General features: G+C 53.2%; 18 protein-coding genes and 1 pseudogene. 7 read left to right on the forward strand and 12 right to left on the reverse strand.

The genetic code is table 11. From position 1 onward, the window contains the following. Window positions 1–101: 101 nt before the first annotated feature. Window positions 102–659 carry a carboxymuconolactone decarboxylase family protein gene (locus XX99_RS24115; protein ID WP_050061980.1) on the reverse strand — a complete coding sequence of 186 codons (558 nt, stop codon included), beginning with the start codon at window positions 657–659 and terminating at the stop codon, window positions 102–104. A 1517-nt stretch (window positions 660–2176) separates the two neighbouring features. Between XX99_RS24115 and XX99_RS24125 the strand changes: the two genes are divergently transcribed. Further along, entirely contained in the window at window positions 2177–2539 is a 363-nt protein-coding gene (locus XX99_RS24125; RefSeq protein WP_184084584.1) for a hypothetical protein, read from the forward strand. A gap of 392 nt (window positions 2540–2931) precedes the next feature. Here XX99_RS24125 and XX99_RS28730 read toward each other — a convergent pair whose 3' ends face one another. From XX99_RS28730 to XX99_RS24165, 7 genes are all read right to left on the reverse strand, one after another. Beyond that, window positions 2932–3246 carry a 2OG-Fe(II) oxygenase gene (locus XX99_RS28730; RefSeq protein ID WP_375782542.1) on the reverse strand — a complete coding sequence of 105 codons (315 nt, stop codon included), beginning with the start codon at window positions 3244–3246 and terminating at the stop codon, window positions 2932–2934. 332 nt (window positions 3247–3578) lie between these two features. Continuing rightward, window positions 3579–3740, reverse strand: coding sequence for a hypothetical protein (locus XX99_RS27505; RefSeq protein ID WP_156186191.1), 162 nt, complete (start codon window positions 3738–3740; stop codon window positions 3579–3581). Window positions 3741–3888: 148 nt separating this feature from the next. Beyond that, window positions 3889–4866 (reverse strand): hypothetical protein, encoded by a 978-nt coding sequence (locus XX99_RS24135; RefSeq protein WP_156186192.1) that lies wholly within the window; start codon window positions 4864–4866, stop codon window positions 3889–3891. Between the two features lie 78 nt (window positions 4867–4944). Next, window positions 4945–6303 (reverse strand): metallophosphoesterase family protein, encoded by a 1359-nt coding sequence (locus tag XX99_RS24140; RefSeq protein ID WP_050061985.1) that lies wholly within the window; start codon window positions 6301–6303, stop codon window positions 4945–4947. Window positions 6304–6321: 18 nt separating this feature from the next. Next, a complete protein-coding gene (locus tag XX99_RS24145; RefSeq protein ID WP_050061986.1) occupies window positions 6322–8151 on the reverse strand; it encodes a phospholipase D-like domain-containing protein in 1830 nt (609 codons plus the stop codon). A gap of 1207 nt (window positions 8152–9358) precedes the next feature. Next, entirely contained in the window at window positions 9359–10474 is a 1116-nt protein-coding gene (gene arsB, locus XX99_RS24160) for an ACR3 family arsenite efflux transporter (protein WP_156186193.1), read from the reverse strand. A gap of 2 nt (window positions 10475–10476) precedes the next feature. After that, window positions 10477–10896, reverse strand: coding sequence for an ArsR/SmtB family transcription factor (locus tag XX99_RS24165; RefSeq protein ID WP_050061989.1), 420 nt, complete (start codon window positions 10894–10896; stop codon window positions 10477–10479). 74 nt (window positions 10897–10970) lie between these two features. On the opposite strand from XX99_RS24165, the gene arsM reads away from it, so the two are divergent. The 4 genes from arsM to XX99_RS24185 all read left to right on the forward strand — a co-directional run bounded on the left by arsM (window position 10971) and on the right by XX99_RS24185 (window position 13515). Continuing rightward, window positions 10971–11888, forward strand: coding sequence for an arsenite methyltransferase (arsM, locus tag XX99_RS24170; RefSeq protein ID WP_050061990.1), 918 nt, complete (start codon window positions 10971–10973; stop codon window positions 11886–11888). A gap of 24 nt (window positions 11889–11912) precedes the next feature. Continuing rightward, a complete protein-coding gene (locus tag XX99_RS24175) occupies window positions 11913–12404 on the forward strand; it encodes an arsenate reductase ArsC (RefSeq protein ID WP_050061991.1) in 492 nt (163 codons plus the stop codon). Between the two features lie 29 nt (window positions 12405–12433). Further along, entirely contained in the window at window positions 12434–12850 is a 417-nt protein-coding gene (locus XX99_RS24180) for an arsenate-mycothiol transferase ArsC (protein WP_050061992.1), read from the forward strand. A 95-nt stretch (window positions 12851–12945) separates the two neighbouring features. Beyond that, window positions 12946–13515 (forward strand): cation transporter, encoded by a 570-nt coding sequence (locus XX99_RS24185; RefSeq protein WP_050061993.1) that lies wholly within the window; start codon window positions 12946–12948, stop codon window positions 13513–13515. Between the two features lie 157 nt (window positions 13516–13672). Here the strand turns inward: XX99_RS24185 and XX99_RS28735 are convergent, their stop codons facing one another. From XX99_RS28735 to XX99_RS24205, 4 genes are all read right to left on the reverse strand, one after another. Then, window positions 13673–13753: a hypothetical protein gene (locus XX99_RS28735; RefSeq protein ID WP_082125928.1), complete on the reverse strand. Its 81-nt coding sequence runs from the start codon at window positions 13751–13753 to the stop codon at window positions 13673–13675. Between the two features lie 1210 nt (window positions 13754–14963). Next, the gene (locus XX99_RS24195) at window positions 14964–15926 is read right to left on the reverse strand and encodes an MvdC/MvdD family ATP grasp protein (protein WP_050061995.1); all 963 of its coding nucleotides are present in this window, start codon (window positions 15924–15926) and stop codon (window positions 14964–14966) included. A gap of 686 nt (window positions 15927–16612) precedes the next feature. Continuing rightward, complete coding sequence (locus XX99_RS24200; RefSeq protein ID WP_197081945.1) at window positions 16613–17032, reverse strand: PIN domain-containing protein; 420 nt, start codon at window positions 17030–17032, stop codon at window positions 16613–16615. 70 nt (window positions 17033–17102) lie between these two features. Next, on the reverse strand, window positions 17103–18203 hold the full coding sequence (locus XX99_RS24205; RefSeq protein WP_050061997.1) for a helix-turn-helix domain-containing protein: 1101 nt from the start codon (window positions 18201–18203) through the stop codon (window positions 17103–17105). A 118-nt stretch (window positions 18204–18321) separates the two neighbouring features. Between XX99_RS24205 and XX99_RS24210 the strand changes: the two genes are divergently transcribed. Together XX99_RS24210 and XX99_RS28740 are read left to right on the forward strand one after the other, a co-directional pair. Next, a complete protein-coding gene (locus XX99_RS24210; protein ID WP_050061998.1) occupies window positions 18322–20112 on the forward strand; it encodes a hypothetical protein in 1791 nt (596 codons plus the stop codon). Between the two features lie 63 nt (window positions 20113–20175). After that, window positions 20176–20244 (forward strand): annotated as a pseudogene (locus tag XX99_RS28740) (SEC-C metal-binding domain-containing protein); the annotation flags it as partial. Window positions 20245–20264: the final 20 nt, after the last annotated feature.

Raw genomic sequence — 20264 nt, forward strand, 5'->3', positions numbered from 1 at the left:
ATCCAATTGGTAATCAGGGTTACCCGAACAGTTTAGCTGTACTCCAAAGTCGTTGCGGACAGCACGTACAACAGATCGATCGTGATCGAGAGGAATATTTCTTAGACGCTTCTCTGAAATTCAAGATCCACCTCAATTGCGGAGATGTGGTCAAAATAGTTACTGATTGTTTTCAGTCCCACGCCTACTAGCACCTCAAGAAGTTGCCCCTTCGAATACCCTGCATCGAGAAAGGCATCTACTGTTTGCCTTGGAGCGTGTCCCCGTCGAGCTACCAATTGCCTTGTAAGGCACACAAGTGCGTTGAGTTTGGCGTCAGACAATGATTGATTGTTTTCAAGAGCGGTAACAACCTCACTCGGTACGTTCATAAAGAATTTGGCGAGTGCGCCATGAGCCGTCGTGCAATAGTGGCAATCGTTCTCTTTGCTCGCAGCCAAAAGAACGATCTGTTGTTCGGCGGCAGTCAAAGTACCACTTTGAAAACCAATATCGGCAGCGAGATATGCTCCCAAGGCGGAAGGCGAATGGGCAAGTGAAGCTAGAAAATTAGGGACGAACCCGAAGTGCCGCCTCGCCTGCTCAAGCAGACTTCTTGAAGCCAAAGGGGCATTTTCTATGAGAAGAGGGCTGAAGAGTGGGTCATCTACCATTTCCATTTGATCGCTCCATTCACAGTCCGGCTGACTGTGAATGGTTAGAGCCCGTTTCCAGGTAATTGGTTACAAGATGCTCGTCGTCCAGGGTTACGCAGAGGCCGAAGCAGAGCTACAGCTTATGAAACGTGTGAAAGTGCGTAAGTTCTTCGATTCCACTGAGGGCCAAGGTGGCAAGTGACAAGATAAGCTGCACTCGTTCCATTCGAATTTCGTGAGAGGTTAGCTGTCTCTGGCGCCACCGTGCGGCTGGACGACTGCGGAGCCTTCGAATACGGATCAGAATCATCAGATTCAATGAGGAGCCCACGAGAGCAACTGCCATCATTGGCATCCGAATCCAATCAGTGTGAAATCGATCCCAAGCTTCTCCGACCTGGGTGATAGTAGCCAGAGACCCGATTCCGATTATTAAGCGGAGACTATCCAGAGCAGTGAAGAAGGTGCAAACGCTCTGCAGCAGGACAAAAAATAAGCTGGACCAAGCGATTACGCTCCGCGCTCTTTCAGCTTCGCCCGACATCAGCTGCGTAGAGGCACCTTCGAACTCTAGAACTTTTGCAGGAGTAGTCGACATCGAGAAACAAGCTCTTTTCTCTCTGTTCGTGATGCAGAGAACTTGCCAAACGGGCAGGTGACGCCCTGTCAGATCAACAGGATACTAAGAGTAAAAATAAACTTGTCGTTTAGTTGTCACTCGAATGTCATATCGAATAAATCATTTCGATATTATGCGATAGTTCCGCTTAGCAACCCTGGCTTCTGTCAGTCTCGTCCTCAATCTCGAAGGTGAAACGACCCATTCACGCACCGTCCGTCCCGCACTTCCCACAAACGACAGACAGATCTGGATCAAGCTGATTCGCCTCGATCTCGAAGCGCACCAGCCGCAGGCCGCGATCCTTGCACTATCGCTGACGGCTGAACCCGGCGGCACAAGTAAAGTGCAACTTGGACTGTTCTCTTCTCAACTGCCGGAACCCGCACGGCTTGATGTCATACTTGCTCACATCCGCGGGATTGTTGGCGAGAACAATGTGGGTCGCGCCGTTCTCAGAGATCCCCATCGATCCGTTCGGCACTATCCGTGAGTGCAAAATCACCGAGTCACTCTTCGAGCGTGGCTGTCGCCTCAATGAGTGCGTTGCCCTGTGGCTGTTGAAGAAGTCACTTTCCTCCGAAAATCCAAAAAATGGGGGATAGAAAACATCTAGGCGACCCGAGAGAATCGTTTATAGGGCATCCTGACGCGACGTTATTTTGGAGTTCTTCCCGCATCAGAGTTTTTCAACAGCCACGCCCGGAAGCAACAACTGAGATCTCAGTTGCCGGCGGATCGCTGAACCTTGACCGACTTTTGGTTACCCATCGGATCTCGGTGAGTATCTTGGCGATCATGCACTCACCGAAATCCGCCGATTCAGATACCCCTTCAGAAGCTCGCCGGCGAAGGCGGGGTTTGCTATACAGGTCGCGACAAGGATGGCAAAGAGAATTGTCGGTTGGTGCTCACGGAGCCTGTGATTGACGAGCTACTCGAAGCAATTGCAAATATTCCCGATGAAGCCGTGAACGCGCGAGCACGCCCCACTTTGGAAAGACTCAAGGCATCCACGACATTGGCCACGGACCTCCAGCGTGGTCTTAAGGTGCCCAACAGTAACAAGTCATCGTTTGTCCAGATAAAGACCGTTATGGCGAATTCAGACGGCATAACGAACGAGACAATCATCGGCATGATTGCCAGGAATCCAAATGATTGGAACATCGATGCAAAGCACAGAGTATTCGCTATGGTTCTATCCGATGTATCGGCAGAAAAAACTGAACCAGCAGCTGAAGGCTCCCAGATCAGTGAGAGCAAGGACGCGGCGCAGTCATGATATGCACCCCTACCCTGAGGCCGAGGCGCGTTAGAGCTTCAGCATCCCGTCCAGAACCAGCGCCTACGTCAATGGCAAGCGATCCACGCTCTGGTAAGTATTTCAACCAGTGTCGATGAATCAGATCGAAATCACCGGCTTCATACCTCTGGCAGAGGTCGATAGCGGACTCACCGATATAGCCTTGAAGTCGTGACATTTCGTTTCTAGACTGAGTCTTCATTTGTGTCCTATTACATCATCTATAAGGATTCCGGAATCGTCATCATCACTTCAGAAGAGGCGAGCGCTGGCGCGTGCTAGAGCAAATATGAATTGGTCACGAGAGGAATCCTTCGAACCCCTCTGGACGGGCCAACTCTCCTTTGATGTCAGCGGTGATCGACCCGAGATCATACCTTCGAATCGGGCAATGGCTCTCGTTCAGGGGCGCATACATTCCAGAGTGAGAGGACGCTAAGTCTTTCCCAACCGTAAACTCGTTCAACGGAGTGCCAGTGCGTAGGTTTGGTACGGAAGGCCAGAAATCTGTTTCGGATAGGGCTCAGAGAAAACGACGGAATTGCCTGCTCTTTGGAGCAGAACATGTGGAATCGGCCCCCACAAGATGGCGACCACCCATCGCTCAAATACAAGAACGATGCGATCGTATCCTCGTTGTCTGCGAAATCATTGTGAGTTGGGAACTCCGGCGTCTCCTCGTTCATTCTTCGGAGTTGCACTAAATTGTGTTTATCGAGCACCAGCTTTACCCCGAAGGCCGAGGAAAGAACCGAGACCGTTCTCTTGGAGTAAATCTGCCGCCAAAGGGCGGGACTTTTCAGGACCGAGAACTCTATCCTTCCGGTACCCCGATACTCGATGTCGTAGCTATAAGAATCTGCTTGGATCTCCGAAAGAGACTGCGCCAATGCGTCTTCGGGCAGGAAGTTGTCCACTATGAGATGAGGCCAGGGGTCAAGAGAAAGATTCGTGGGATGATCTACAAAAGTGTGCAAGGCCAGACCCCAGTACCTCCAATTTGGCTTAAGGAAACTTTCTACTTAGTGATGAGCTTGTGGACTTTGTCGTCGATCTTCTTCAGATCGCTTCCTTTAACATCGCCCTCAACCTCTTTGCCTAGTTGCTTTACAAGCTCCGAGATATCCTTAGAGATGCTCTCGAGATCCAGCTTTTTGACCACTCCGACGTCTTTACACATTTGATATCCTCCATTTCCTGCTTGGCGGAAGTGATACACCAAACCTGGCTGCAATGCAACGGGAATTCAGTGTGTGTCGTACGCCTTTCTTTTCAAGAGCAACCCATCTCTCTTTCAGTTTCACAGTGCTGTCATGCGCGTCACGGAACTACGGATGACCTGTCACCTGTGTGCGCACTATCTTGCGGTCGTCCGGAGTGTTGTAGACGAGTCCAAGGGGCCGCGTCCAATCTAACGTATTCAATCCAGGTATCGAAACCTGGGTGTCGGCATTGCAGGAGTTCAGTGGGATCACAACCGCACTGGTTTTCGATCTTCCAACCATATCCACCGTAAAGCAATAATCCGTAGGAAGTGCCGCCGTGTCGTCGTCAATGGTCGCGACCAAAGTATGAATCACGCCAGTTTTGCCGGATGCAGCAATCAGCTGCCCATAGAGAGCGAGTTCGACGTTGATGCCAACTAATAGGTCAACGGGCTGTGATGTAGCTTTCCCCTTCGACCACTCGACCACCGACCGAATTCGATTCTTATGATGATATCCACGGTCCGTTGCTACCTGGTGCACCTCTGAAGGTGAAAACACGACGTCCCGAATATCCGCGGCCGGTGTCCTTTTCCCGCTTTGAGCCCCAGTATCAACGTTTTCCAAAAATACCGTGACCGTCTCCGGAACCCCTTGGGATTGCCATTGGACATCCAGCGGGTCCAAATCAACCAAGAGACCTTCAGCATCTTTGTTGACATCGGTGGGCGCCTTCACCGTTACCGATAAGGGTTGTGGCCGTGAGATGAGCCATACGCTTAAACCAACGAGACCTGCACTGACCAGCAGCACGATAACAGTAAGACCGTGTTGGAGGATAATTAGCAGGCGCAGTAGCTTCTGATCCTGCGCGTTAACCGAATCTTTGATTCGCGAATCTGATTCAACCAATTTGCCGAGTTTGGCGGGTGACAGATCTCCGTAGGCCTTCAAATCAAGGTTTGGGTTAGTGCGCAGCCTCTGGACGATATCCTTTAAGAGTTCGCCGCCGATCTTGGACTGGCCGACCCAAAGATAAGCGAAGAACCCAGCTATGCCAAGCAAAGCGGGAAGCCCACCTAAGAAGGACATGACTGACACGGTCGACTCTCCATTTCAAAAACGAAGTAAGTCTACAGGATGAAGCAGAAAAGAAGGGATCGAACCTTGCCCGTGGGATCAGCAGCGCTTGTCCCGATTTCCTGGAGACCAAGTGACTCGTCCGGTCTCATCGTAGAATGTCTCGACGAGATCGGGGCCATCAAGATCTAGCGAGACAAATCCGTTAAAGACTCTAAGGTTATCGTCGGGATCAGCGGCGTTACACTTCTCAAACCATTCAACCAGTCCGCTGTCCTGCGCGGTCTGCAGTGAGGAAGCGAATCCCCAGGGAAGGGCTCCGTGACCAAGGCAGCGGCAAAGCATCTCACTGCCCTTTAGCGGGGCATAGGCAGCTCCGACATGCTCGTGACCGTAATACCAATAGGCTGGAGCTGGGGAGCCGGTAAAGGCGTTCATCACGTCGGTGTAGAGCTGCAGGAGCTTGTCAGTGGTCGGATCGAAGCCGCCCACGGGGATTCCGTTGTGATGGGTGATCACGATCACTTTCTTGCCACGCTTTGCAACTTCCTGCAGAAATGCAGTCTGAGCGTTGTTGCTGCCGAGGGTACCGTCGAGATAGAGCGTTAACGCCGACGAATAGTATGCCGAGTCGAGTCCAACGACGATCCAATGATCATTTTCCAGTGCAAAGAAGCTATACGGCGATTGCAGCTTATTAAAGATAGGGCCACCCACGACCTCGTTGAAATAGGGGCCACCGCTCGAATACATCTCATGGTTTGAGTTCAATGCGAACGATCCTTTCGACCCTTGCGGCCACAGGCTTAACAACTTGCTGGACTCCTCGCTACCGGTGCCAGCATAGTAGGTATCGCCGAGATGAATCGTATAGTCCGGATTCAGTGATGGGATGAACTTGGAAATCTTAACCGCCGGAGAGTCTCCGGAGCCGAAGTTCCCGGTACCGTAATCTCCCACCATTACAAGTCTTACCTGACTATCCATCGGCAGAATCGAAGGCGCGCCTGATGGAAACGGTTGTTTATGCAGAATATGCTCCAGCCAGACCGTACCGGCTACAAGTTCCCAACGAGGATCGAGTTGCTGATACTTGCCGGTTCCGAGGATCTCTCCCTCGGAGCCAACCTTTATCTCGATCGCTTCGGCGGTCACCGGCGAAGCCAGGGGCTGAGCTGCGGAGAGGTTGATTGGCTGGCCCAGACTGGCCAGATGGCCATCCCAGTCACCGGTCAGATAACTTTTCATGCCTAGTGTCTGATGCGTCGACGAGTCTGGGGGCGTGCCATGCTCAACGAGAGCCGCGAGTTGTTGATGTCCGTCATCCAGCATCGGCTTCAGCGCCGCCTGGGTCGCCGGAGGGAGATTGGCCCATGCCGTCTTCAATCGCTGCAAGAGTGCATCTCTTTGCGCAACGGTGATTGATTCGTTGAAAGAAACATCAAGCTCATCGGGCATAACGTTAATCCCCTTTATTCAGCCCCACAACTGCCGGTCCATGGAATGCAGGTCATTGGCATCAAAGTAAGAGATGGTCCATTGATCGTTCGTATCAAGAAACCATCCGGCGCTGGCAGCAGCATGAGACTTTGATGCTGGAGGTGTCTTCTGCACGTTCTTTGCCTTCGCGCCTTTGGCCTTCGCCGCGAACTTATCCAGGAAGTCGAAGTGATCGACGAGACCTAAAGCCTCGATAGCAAAGCACTCGGCGACGTCGGAGTCGTGAATGGTGATGAGATTGTCTCCATTCTTGTTCTCGCCACTGTTCGCAAAGTTCGAGGAACCGAGATAAACCACTGGATTTGGCCCGTTGATCCCACACACGATGAACTTATGGTGGATCTGGTGGTCCAGGCCAATACTGGCAACCTGGTTGAACGGTGATGGCAGTTGCGGTGAGCCCGGTTTGCCAGTGACCAGAACGCCGGTCTTATTGCGCGGGCTGTATAACTGGATGCCATCCGTCGTATCCGTGATGCCGTACGAGTAGATGTCCTGGTTCTTGTGGAGCACTTTCAGTTCGTTATAGACCGTGTTTTTTCCCCCGACGAATTGCATGACCGCAAAGAGAACATTTCCGATGTACTTGCCGCTGCTCTTTTCCTCTTGGATACGCTCGACGATCGCCTCGAGGATCTGATCGGCATAGTCCTGGGTATGCGGCGAGAAAGTGATCTCCGTCTGCGGAGTCTTCGCTGACTTAATCGAGAACGGCTGCTTGGCCAGATCGGTGTTTTCGAAGGACATGGTGGCCTTGTCTGTCCAGACCTCTTCGAACACCTTCGAGTATTCAGCCGCCACCTTGGGATCGTTGAACACGATGACGTGATTCGCGTTCACATAGAGGCCAGTGACCGAAAAATTGGTCGATCCACTCAGCACCTTTGTCGGTGTCCCTGCTTTGGAGACGAGCAAGACTTTATCGTGGGCAAAACTTCCAAATTTCCCGCGGAGAATGCCGGCGTCTTTTTTGGCTGCTTTATCGAATGCCACCTCGAATTGATCTTCCGGCTTCGTTCCGCCTGCGTTGTGATGGAGCGAAGCGTTGTCGAGCACGATTCGAATTCTGCCTGCCTTGGCGAGTTTGAGCAAAATGGTGATAAGGTCTGGTTCGGTCAGATCGTACGCGAACATGTCCAGAGTCAGCGAATCGTCATCCAGGACCTCGTTCAACAACGCGAAGACTTTTTCTCGAGCGGTATAACCTAACCACTTGTACTCCTCGTCGTAGGTGTACTGCTGCCCCTGTGCGTTGGTACCTGAAACGACAGAGGTGTCATAGATTAGGTCCTTCCCTTTGGGACGGATCAATGCCTTTTTGCCAAAGTGGTTTAGAAAGGCCTGCGACTGCACAAAGCCGCGTGTAAAACCAAGTTCCACGCCCTGCTTCACGAAGGGGGCAACGTTTACGGTGACCGACGCGCTCAAATTCGGATCAAGCGGCAGCATGGACTCACTCGCGTCGAAGTACCGCGGTGTCACAGTATAGGTGTACGGTCCCATAAAGGGGTCTGTCCCCTGATGGAAGGATCCGGGTACATGAAGCCAGCGAAACTTTCGGAAAGGCGCGTTGATCGAGGCGCCTGCCGGCTGGCTCGCGTCCTGCGCATGGTTTTCTGGATGCTCGAACTGAAGATCGTTGAGAAGGTAGTAGGGTGGCTGCCCTTTCGGTTCACACCGAATGGTGAACCCAGCGAGATTCTTCGCTGATGTTTTGCTGGAAAAGTTGAAGGCTAACATCGTTTTTGAGTCGCCGATATAGGCTTTGACCGACAGCGAGCCCTGTGTAGCAGTCTTGAAACTCATCTTGACTCTCCAAACAGCGCGGATTTACTGAGTGAGTGGGAATATATCAGTGATATCTCAATAGCTTTATGAATTTACAGCTTAGAAACCTTCTTTCTCTCTGCGGCCTGTAGGAATGACTTGCTTGTCTCAAAGCATCCTGGCGGCGGCAGGTCTTCAGTCCTTTCCAGAAGACTGCCGAAGCAAACGATGTGTAGGCCTGTTTGCTTTCGGGTCTCGCGCGGCTGAATCTCTCAGTTACCTGAAGACTCGCTTCTAACAGAGCGAGTACGAAGTCAGGTTCTACTCCGACCAACGCGCGCAGGAAAAATCGGCGTACATCACTTTCCATCTCGACTATCTTGGCGAATTCCTGAGGCGACGGAGCGCCAGGCGCCTCATCGTCTCGTGCGGATTGTCCTCTGATAGAGCAATTAGAGTATTGCTTCCAGACGGCTGCAAATTCGGTGTCAAGTTCGTCAGGCATTTTCTCAGGGCCGGGCTGGCTGCTTGTCATTGAGCACACTCCTTTTCGGCATGAACATTCTTGAAGATAATTGCGTCGGTCTAATCCAGGTTTTTGATGGAGGAGGTTGTCTTCAGGCTAGGTATATCAGTGAGTTCTTTGCAAATTCTCTTGCTCAAACCTTTGGTGACTTCGAGGTTTTCACCGCGCAGCCGTTTGGACGCATCCAGTTCCTTTTGAAGAAGAACATGCCCGGTAGCATCGCGTAGCTGGAGGTCGATTGTAAGCACAGTGGATGCCCGGAACATCATGCGCCGCCTAGGACAAACGCGAGCTACTGGGCAACGAAGATTCAAGGCAACAGGAGTCGAGACGAGGACACGACAGAACGGCTCCGTAGGGAAGGCTGGACTGTCTTGAGATTCTGGTCACACGAAGAACCGCTGAGTGTGGCAACGCAGATCGCTGAGGTCGTAGCACAAACATTCGCGCGGGTAACTGACTTGCGCGCTAGGTCAATGCTCTCAGCCGTATGGTTCGGCATCAATCGGATGCTGGGAAACTCTGTGCGATGTGCCAGCGAATGCCAGTCCGGGGTTTCGCCGCTCAGGAAAAACGGCAGCCCACAGATGCTGTAATTCGGGAAATCGTCTGCGAGTACGAGTGTAATCTCACACGCCGGGTCGAGTTCGTGTGCCCGTAGTCCCGCGGCAATACCCGCATCGCTGCCGCCAATGATGAGAAAGCGCATACCGAATCCTCTCAGGCACCGATTGCAGCTTTGTCACCTTGAGGGATTGCTGCGGAGAAATAGCGTTTCCGCAGCCAGAAAGCGACGTTCACAAGCCCGATCAGTGCGGGAACTTCTACCAGTGGGCCGATTACACCGACGAATGCCTCACCGGAGTTCAGGCCGAAGACTGCCACCGAAACCGCAATCGCCAACTCGAAGTTGTTGCCTGCTGCGGTGAACGAGAGTGTCGCCGTCTGCGCGTAGTCCGCGCCCAGCTTCCGTCCCATCCAGAAGCTCACCAGGAACATGACGAGGAAGTAGATCACCAGCGGCACAGCAATGCGAAGCACATCAAAGGGTAGCTTCACGATGAGGTCGCCCTTGAGGCTGAACATAACGAGGATCGTGAAGAGTAATGCGATCAGCGTGAAGGGGCTGATTCGCGGAATGAACTGCGTTTTGTACCACTCCTCGCCCTTAGCGCGGAGAAGCGCAAACCGGGTCAACATACCGGCGAGAAACGGAATGCCCAAATAGATGAAAACACTCTTGGCAATCGGCCCTATGCCGATGTTCACCACTGAACCCTTCAATCCAAACCAAGTGGGCAAAATGGTGATGAAGACCCAGGCATAGAGGCTGTAGAAGACCACTTGGAACACGCTATTCAGTGCCACCAGACCAGCAACATAATCCGTATCGCCTTCCGCGAGTTCGTTCCAGACGAGAACCATCGCAATACAGCGTGCGATGCCGATAAGAATCAGGCCACGCATATAGGCGGGGTAGCCATGCAGGAGAGTGATGGCAAGCAGAAACATCAACGCCGGGCCGATGATCCAGTTCTGTAGCAGAGAAAGCCCCAGCACCCGGCGATTGCGGAAGACCTGGCCCAGCTTCTCATAGCGAACCTTCGCCAGCGGCGGATACATCATGATGATGAGTCCGATGGCGATGGGAATGTTTGTCGTGCCCGACTGGAAGCTGTTCACGAAGGCCGCCGAACCGGGGATGAAATGCCCAAGTCCAACGCCGATAGCCATAGCGAGGAAAATCCAGAGGGTAAGGAAGCGGTCGAGAAACGATAGCTTCTTGCGCGGCATCGGTGCGCACACCTGGCCTTGGGTATAGGGGATGCTGGACATATTCACCTCGTAGCGAAAACAGTGGATGGTTCAACTGGCATTGGCAGCGGCGCTCCCTGTAAGGTCACGAACTTCTCCGGTGTACAGCACGCCTTGGTGAGCTTTGCCCGGTCCGACTGCATGGTCTTTTCTTCTTTGAACCATTGCAAAATTTCTTGCAGCACTCTCGCCGCCCCTTCATTGGGCGGCATCACGATGCGGTAGTGCATCCACTTGCCATCGCGCCGAGTCGTTACGATGCCGGCATTCCGCAGGTACGCCAAGTGACGGGAGATTTTCGGCTGGGGCTGATTCAATATCTCCACGAAATAGCAGACGCAAATCTCCTGGTCCCCCATCAGGTTCAGGAGCCGCAGCCGGGTATTGTCTCCGAGTGCCTGAAAGAATCGCTCAATATCAAAAGCCTTCTGTCTAGTCGCCATGTCGCGATTATATGCGCATTGACAGATGTGTCCAGTGGAAATATATTCACTTTGACAGATATGTCGGAGGGCCTATGACTGAGCAGTTGCTTGAATCGGTGAGATCGAAGTATGGGGCTGTTGCGGAGAGCACACTCTCCAGCAAAGATGCGGGCGTGAAGGCAGTTGCCGAAGCCTTTGGCTACAGTACGGAGGAACTGACCTCGATTCCTGCCGAAGCCAACATGGGGCTTTCGTGCGGAAACCCGACTGCGATTGCTTCCATACGTCCAGGTGAAGTGGTCGTCGATCTGGGTTCGGGCGGCGGAATGGATGTTTTTCTGGCGTCGCCTCTGGTCGGTCCCACTGGAAAGGCCATCGGCATCGACATGACGCCAGCGATGATTGAGCGCGCCCGAACAAACGCACAGAACGGCGGATACCGGAATGTTGAGTTTTATCTTGGGACCATCGACCACCTTCCCCTTGCGGATGGATCGGTCGATTGCGTCATCAGCAACTGCGTCATCAATCTTGCTCCCGACAAGCCCGCTGTCTTCCGCGAGATTGCGCGTGTCCTTAAACCAGGTGGAAGACTGGCGGTAAGCGATATTGCACTCAAGGCTGAGTTGCCGCCTGCCGTGGCGCAGAGCATGGCGGCGTATGTCGGCTGCATCGGTGGAGCGATCAAGATAGACGACTACCGCGAAGGGCTGCTCGCCGCAGGCTTTGAACACGTCGAGATTGTCGATAGCGGGGCCGATCTGAACGCCTATGCCAAGGTCGAAAATCAGGCCGGGTGCTGCTCTCCATCAATGGATACGGCCAGTAGCTTGACGGTGCCGGCAGCCTCTTGCTGTTCTACCGATGCGTCCATGCCAGCCAGCCTCCACGAAGACCTAACCAAACTGCTCTCTGAATACGATGTCAACGCAGCCGCAGCCAGCGTCAAGGTGTATGCGGTCAAGCCTGGTGCAAACAAAAACTGCTGTGGCCCGACCTGCTGTGCGTAAGAGTGCAGAGGAAAGATACTGAAAATGCCAACACACTACAACGTCATGTTTCTTTGTACAGGAAACTCAGCCCGCTCCATCATGGCCGAGGCGATCATGAACCGCAAGGGGCGCCCCAACTTCACCGCATATAGCGCGGGCAGCCATCCCGCTGGGTTCGTTCGCCCTGAAGCTCTCAAGCAGATCGCGGCTGCTGGACTCAGTACAGAAGGATTCTCCAGCAAGTCATGGGACGAATTCGCCAAACCTGGTACTCCACCACTCCATTTCGTCTTTACCGTTTGCGACAACGCAGCCAAGGAGGTCTGCCCGGTGTGGCCTGGGCAGCCCTTGACCGCACATTGGGGAGTGCCCGATCCTGCTGCCGTGGTGGGTACGCCCCAAGAGATCGAGCGCTCCTTCCGTGATGCGTTCTCCATTCTGGATCGCAGAATCAGCCTGTTCTTATCGCTTCCTCTTGCGACACTCGACCAGCTTGCTCTGCAAAAAGAAATCGACCAGATCGGGCATCAGTAGGCCACAGACTTAGAAGGAGATTTATTGGGATGCGTACTTATATCTTTGCCTGTATTCACAACGCTGGACGTTCGCAGATGTCGGCGGCACTCTTCAACCGGCTTGTCGATCCTGAGTTGGCTCATGCCATCTCTGCCGGAACTCATCCTGCCGAGCACGTTCACCCCGTAGTTGTGGACGCGATGCGAGAGTTGGGAATCGACCTCAACCATGCCAAGCCGCAAAAGCTCACGGCAGAACTGGCGCAGGATGCCGAACTGCTCATCACGATGGGTTGCGGGGATGAATGCCCTTACGTTCCCGGTCTCCGGCGCGACGACTGGCCGCTTCCCGATCCCAAAGGACAAGGAATAGAAACCGTGCGTCAGACCCGCGACGAAATCAAGCAAAGAGTCCTGCATCTCTTGGAGCAGGAAAAGTTGAGCACGAACACGATCCCAGTGTAGGCACAGCGATAAACTTAGTTGTGGCGCAGTCTATCCAGACCGAAGCTCATTCCAATAGCAGGACAACCTGTGCCTCTCCTCCAACGGAACCAGGCATGATTGCGTGGCTTCAGGGAATCACATTGGTATGGATGTTGGTGGAGTGCGCCGTATCCCTCTACGGAGCTATTTCCGCGCATAGCCCAGCGCTGCTGGCATTTGGCGCAGACAGCTTTGTGGAGTTGCTGTCTGCGACGGTGGTTCTGCTGGCGATTGTCCCGTCGTTCCCGCTCACAAAAGATCGCGCTGCACGGCTGGCCGGAATTCTGCTCTTTGTTCTCGCAGGAGTAGTCGCACTCGTGGCTATCCTTTCACTTCTATACCGAGTCAAGGCGGAGACAAGTTGCAGCGGCATCGTTATCACGCTTCTCGCCCTTGCCGTGATGCCGACCTTGGCTTGGGCCAAGCGTAGAACTGCGCGGCGGACGAACAATCGAGCATTAGCTGCGGACGCTGTACAGTCGGCGACCTGCGCTTACCTTGCCGCGATAACCGTGGTGGTACTTGCCATCAACGCCGTCTGGCACGTTCATTGGGTAGATTCAGCGGCTGCGATCCTGGCGTTGCCGATCCTGATCGTCGAGGGACGACGTGCCCTTCGAGGTGAGAGCTGTGGCTGCTGTTGATGGCAATAGCTTTCCTTTGAAGGAGCGACATTGAACACCACCTCCCAAAGTCGCGTCACTTGGCAGGCTGAGATGGGAAACTACTGATGCCGTAGGTTTCATAATGGCAATCGGATTTGTCTTCGCGTCATGGAAGGATATGTCAAGCTGCTTCTTCTCATAGCACAGTCACAACGATTACACCGGGCTGTTTCAGCAGAGCTTTCTTGATCGTGACCGGGCAGGTATGGCAAGTCATTCCGGCACTTCGAGGGTCAACGTCTTGGGTCTAGCCCACGCCAGAGATGTGACCAGAAGCAATGCGGTGCAGGCAACATCGAAGTGTTGGCACGGGAGGGAGGCTAATCTGAACGCCGGAGCAGGTTCCTATGAGTGACCGGAAGACCTGAAAAGGAGCTAATAAAAAAGGTCCAAAAAAGGTCCAATAAGGGGATTTTTCGGTGTAATCAGTGGCGTAGAGTGTGGTCTGTACCATCTGGTTTCAATGAGTTGCGTTATATTGCCGTAATGCGCAGGAAGCAGGCATCGAATCTGCGTTGCTCGATCTCATTTATTTTCTGTAGCTTGCATGTTAGCCAGAACTTATCGAAGGACCAAAAAGGTCCAATAACAGGATGTGAATCTGTGAATGACCACCCTCATTCCCCGTTGTGACTCGAGCAAATACGCTCAACGTGGCCTAGAGGCTCTGTGATCTGACGAGGGAGATTGAATGGGAGTTGCCGATATTCCCGGCTCCCCCTTCGGCCCTATGGGTCCAGGAGGACCTTCAGGTCCTCTCAGAAGTTTTTGAATGTCTGGATCTTTGCGAATAGCCTTGGCTGCCGCACTGCCTGGGCTTTGGATGGAAGCACTCGCGAAACCAAGCATAGCTACCAACGCGCTCCCTGCCGCAAAGTTTCTAATCGCGGTGTGTGCTACCGCCATTTGAGTCACTTTGAAATTTACATTCTGCTCGGCGTGCAGATGGCGTTCGCAATTTCGGACTGCCAGTTGCTGATTCGTGTCGCGAGACCCAATGATGGAAGACGGTAGAAGATCTTCGATCGTAGGCGCATGCCACGTCATTCGAGTGAGGCCCCGAATCGCTGCAATGGTTGAGCCGACTATTTGCAAATTTAGATAGAGCAGCGCAAGCCCTGCGAGCGATCGGACCCATAAGTTGCTGTCACTCAGACCGCCGTTCACGAGAACGAATGTCCCACCTAACAGAAGGCTCGCTGTAATCGAGGTGAGGCCCAAAATGGTATTGAGTCTCGCCTCAACCCTTTCGAGACGCTCCGCCTCATAGCGCTCCAACTCGGCATATGCTTTCACAACGGACTGCGGATCAGAATGACTGCTGACAAAATCCAGGCATTCCTGTTCCCGCTTCTTATTCAGATTGACTTCATCTGAAGACAAGGGTTCCGCGAGAGGGTAGATCCAGTCGCGTAGGGCTGCGAACCTCATGGAGCTTCTCCCGCCAGCCAATTTGCAATAGCCTCTGATATGCCGAGATTAAGCATGTCATCTAGCCACAGCCACTGGCCATTTGGATTGATTTCCAGAAAGAAATATTGACCATCTGGGGTCAGGACGAGATCGATGGCCCCATAACTGAGAGACAACCGCGACATCAACTCCAAAAGCTTTTCGGCTAAGCAATTTGGGAGTTCTATCGGGAGATGTGGAAGATTGGGGTTCTTGGTCATACGCCAATCTATGCTTGCACTGGGATCCGATTGTGAGTCGATGGCCGCTGCAAACACTTTCCGCCCAACGATTGTCACTCGGACGTCATACTTTTTGGGCAAGAGTTCTTGATATATCGTGGGGCTCAAACGAGCATCTGCAAGGTCCAGGAAGTCTTCATCTTTCAGTTTTGTAGTGAAGACCGCGCATTCAACTCCATTCTTTACTACATGACCACTTCGAACAGGTTTGGCGATGAGATCCTTTACATGGAGTTGGAACTCTCGGATGCTCTCCGGCCTGTTAGATATGAGGGTCTTCGGAACCTTCAGTCCCAGATCCTTCGCCACCTGAAGCTGGAAAGGCTTAAATTCCGCCTGCCATATTGCCGCAGGCTGGCTCATCCACCGTGCCTGCTGCCCCAGCAGGCCACCGATGAGAGCGCTACGATTTTCGCGGACACAGAAATCGTAGGTCCCAGTATCCATCCCGTCTGGAATCGACGGAGCACGAACTCGCCGATACCAGACAGACTCGAACCACGTCTCCGCCGGTCGCTCTTTCCAAAAGATAGACTGAGAATCCTCCGCGCCGAAGGAATAACTGATCTCGGAAGCAAACGGTAAGTCTTCGGTGTTGACGCGGACCAACGGTACACCGCGAGAATTTAGGGCCTCAACAACGGAATCGGTGGCTAAATCGACGATCGTGCTGACGATAAGTACCGTTCCGCTCATCTCCAGTCTGTCGATTCAGTATTGACGGCAGTCTTCGTTTGACCTTTGCCCATGAGGTCAGAGTTCTTCCAACCAGGCACCCAAGTTCCGTTCTCATTGACCTCAGAGATCTGGCGCACTGGATCGAATCTCAGAATTGGGCCATCCTGTGAAGAGAGCGGTTGGGCAAAACGTAATAGCAAGGGTTCATTGTGCATAATCAGCGGCCTCAGTTGTTGCTAACATCTACTTCGCTAAGAGCGATGACCATAGTGCGGGGACATAGATCACTCGTCGTCTGTGGTTTCATGCCGGACTCTTGTAAAGCGGGTATCTCGAAGTAAACAACCTTCCAGGCGATGATCTGGCTGCCCCTCTATGTCATCTTGCCCGTGGAATGTGATGACTTTGGAGATCTCGTTCTCAAGTGGCGCGGCAAAACGTAAAAGGAATGGCGTCTTAGTTGTCGTCTGTAGTTTCATGTTTTACATCAGTGCAGCGTGTTCCCCGCGCCAAAGCCCCTATCGAAGTCACTATAACTGACGCAGGCAAATCGTCTTCATCGGTGAGAAAGTCCAGATTGCGATTCGGCAATCGCGTTTCCGTCGTTGCTTGACTATCAAAATCGATCACGCTAATTCCTCCATAAGTCTCACCTTCACGAATCAATGATAACCGCTGGACCGTCTTGGTCCTGTGTCTTGCATCTACCGCATCCCTTCGTATCGCTTCAGGTAGGCCGTCAAATCTTTCTTCGGCAGATGCACCGCCGGGTCGACCGCGAATTGGGACAGGATGGCGTGGAGTGAATTAGCGGTAGAGAGTTGGTTCCTCAGTAACTCGTCGAATACCCAGAGGATTCCGTGAACCTCCATCTGGTTTTCGTCTGCAAGGGCGCGCAATTGCGAATCACCCGTTAACAGGATGCATCCGGGATGAGACTCCGCCAGAACGTAGGCGAACCCGTCATGTATTGAAAGCCGCGGCTTGGCACGAATCACATCTCTCGCTCGGGAGACCTGAGCGCCAGGAAGATCGACGACCTTCAGGCCGCCGCCGAGCAGCTCCTGCTTCTCAAGATCAGTGAAGCTGAGCAACTCGTCCTCGAAGAGGGTATTCGGAATCATGATCTCGAACGGCAATCGCAAGAATATAGCGAGTAAATCAGCCTTGCGAAGATCGATGAGACAGCTGCTATCACTGATGATGATCCGCATACTGCTCTTGCGGTCCTTTCAAGCCGGCTTCAACTTTGGGTAAGGAGATACGCAGTAATTCAGCAGCTTTGCTTAGGGAAACGAAATCCTCAGCTAAGGCTCGATAGCAAAGACGTTCGAAGCGTAGCGGGCATTCGCGTTGGCCTCTTTCGGAGGGAGGTTCAAGCTCATGTGGCTCTTGAGTCCGCCATCCGCGAGCGATGGTTTGAAACGCGTAGGTTAAGGTCGATTCACTGATGATGCCCACTTGTCTAAGGCGCATCACCAACGCTGCGCCGCTGACTCGATAAAGCCTCTTAAGGTCAATCAGCTCTCTGTAACCGAGGGCATTGCGTTGTTTGCCTGCTTCGCGCATCAAGTGCTCTCGCGGCATTAGGAACGCCCCTGCGAAGAGGTTCGCCGCCTTCTCTTCATCTTTGTCCGACAGGCAATCAGTGTCGATTAACCTGTGTAGCAATTCGTGCGCGAGGGTGAGACGTCGGCGCTCCAATGAGAACTTGCGATTGATCACAATCACGGGAAGGCGGGGCTCTCCTTCTTCCCGAGACACCATACAAGTGAACCCTGACACCCGATCAGGAAGAGGAACGATCAGAACCTTCAGACCCTTTTCCTCGAGCAGTTCGGTCATGTTGGGGATCGGATCGATCCCGAGTTTCCATCTCTCTCTCACTTCTTTCGCGAGATCTTCCGCATCTGCGGGCGCATTCAATACCTTCAGAGAGGCAAACGGAGACTTCCACTCCGCGCTGTCGAGTTCGAGCACATGCTCGATTTGGAGATACCGTTCGATCCATTCGAGCACCTCGGTCTCGACTGCGGCACGATCGGAAGAGGTGGTATTTGCTTTGGTTCGGAACTCGACGCCAGAGAGGACGAGCCCCTGAGTGTCCATCAGATAGCTGACCGTTACCTTGAGTGCCTTGGCGAGAGCCAGGAGGACGCCAGAACTCGGAATATCCTCCCCGCGCTCATATTTGCCGATTGCCTGAGGGGTGACTCTGTCGTCCATGGCAGCAGCCAGATCCCGTAAGGAAAGCCCTGCTTTGCGGCGCGCCAGGCGAATTCGGTCAGCGATCATTTGGTCCTCCTCGGTTTACATTTATCAATATAGCGTATCTATTGTAAACTAGATGCAGGCTTCCCGGCCGGGCCGCTTCATTGGTTCGATAGGAGATGCCTAAAGGTAGGCGACAGCTATGAAGCCTGGTTTGTACATCAGTTTTTCCGACCTTTTTGACCGTCGGCCTGCCATGGCTGAACTGGTTACGGTCCTCCGTGGAGTACCGCTTCGCCATGCGACACACATCCTGTCGTACATGGATCTTCTGGTGCGGGCGGCCATGCAGGAGAAGGGGTGGGAGACCTTCGCCAAAATTCAGGAGAAACTCGTAGCTGGCCATCTGGACGATGAGTGCTTCAACCGTCTCAAGCAGCGCCTCCCGTTCGCTCGCTGTGAGGATCGACCGATCTTCCTTCCTCATTGTATTTTGAACGTTTTGCGAATCGTCCTGACGGAAGGTGACCCAGCACCGATGCCGAAGGATGAGGACGACGAGCGAATCAGGTATCTGATGGGGCGGGCCTGCTTGATGATGAACGACCTTCTCGTCAGCGTGAAGGAAGCGCAAGCCCTGGCTACTGGGACTGCGGATACGATGCGTATCGAACTTATGGTCCAGACACTGGCCGGGTTTGAACTGGCCAATGCGCCAAAATCCGACCATCTGATGCCACGGCTGGAGGTCATGTACCGCACTCTGCTGCGGGATCCGGCGGTAAAGGGCCGGATAGCCCAACAGTACCGAGGATTCGACTTTGAATCCGAGTTTCAGAGAGGAGTTGGCATCTCCCTGGAGCGGTGGCTTCTGGTCGTGTTTGCGATCTACGCTTATTTTTCCAACATCGGTTCGCCCCTTGATGCAGATCCGAACTACATGCAGATCAATCCATCGATTTTTCGAGGAGAGTCAGGGATTACACAGGAAGAACTCGAGATTGTCCTTGGTACCATATCGAGCACGACCGAAGAGATCCGTGCCAAGATTCTCGCAGAGGCACAGACGGATCCGCGATACGACCTGGTGTCGTTCCGTTCTGCACCTCTCGTCAGGTTAGAGCCGCAAAAGCTAGTGCCCACCGACACGACTTTTATTTTGGAGAAGTGTCACACCGGTGTGCAATGGGTACTACACGACGCCCTTCCGGCTAAGATGCGGCAGACGCTGTTCAATGTCTGGGGCGTGCTCTTCGAAGAATACGTGCATTGGCTTTTCAAGGGCATGAAGACGACTCTTCCGATCCTGTACGTCCCTTCGCCAAGATTCGCCGAGAGTCAGAATGAGTCCTTCGACGGCGTACTGCTGAAGGAAGGCGTACTCGTGGCTTGTGAATATAAGGGAGGCTTCCTCGCCAGGAATGCGCGCTATTCTGGCGACTCATCCGTGTTCCTGCATGATCTGCACAAGAAATTCGCAGATGGCTGCAAACAGCTTGCGGCCAATATCGGTGCGGCCTTCGCTGAGGATGACAAGAGCAGAAAGAACATTGAAGGCCTGCACCTCGGAGGCATTCGCGCAGTTGTACCCATGTTGGTTCTGCAGGATCATATATTCCGAGTGCCATTCCTCAACTGGTATCTGAATCGCCAGTTCCAGGATGAGCTACGGCAGTATGCGATTCGACCCGGGGTGATAATCCGGCCACTCACCGTAGTGGGCATCCACGACCTTGAAAGCATGATTCACTCGGTCGAAGCAGAGAATTTTGATTTCATCTATGCCCTGCACAATCGAACCGTTAGGGACGAGGAGGTGCTGTCGGAACTACACGAATGGCTTTCAACCTACAAAGATTTTGGACGCAAAGCATCGCCCAGACTTGCTGCGATACTTGACAGTCTCTTTGAAACGATCACGGGTTATCTCTTCCCAAGAGCTGGGAGAACAAATCCCAGTGGAAGTCCACCGGCAGAGAGTTCCGCCGCGTAACCTGCAGTCAATCATCCACCGCGGAAGTTAGATTGTACGATCCGCATGGCGGAGACATCGCCTATGACACAGAAGCCAGGACGCAACGACCCCTGCTGGTGCGGGTCAGGCAAGAAATATAAGAAGTGCCACATCGACCGCAAGGACCAGGA

The organism is Silvibacterium bohemicum, from assembly GCF_001006305.1.
Classification (GTDB): Bacteria; Acidobacteriota; Terriglobia; order Terriglobales; family Acidobacteriaceae; genus Silvibacterium; species Silvibacterium bohemicum.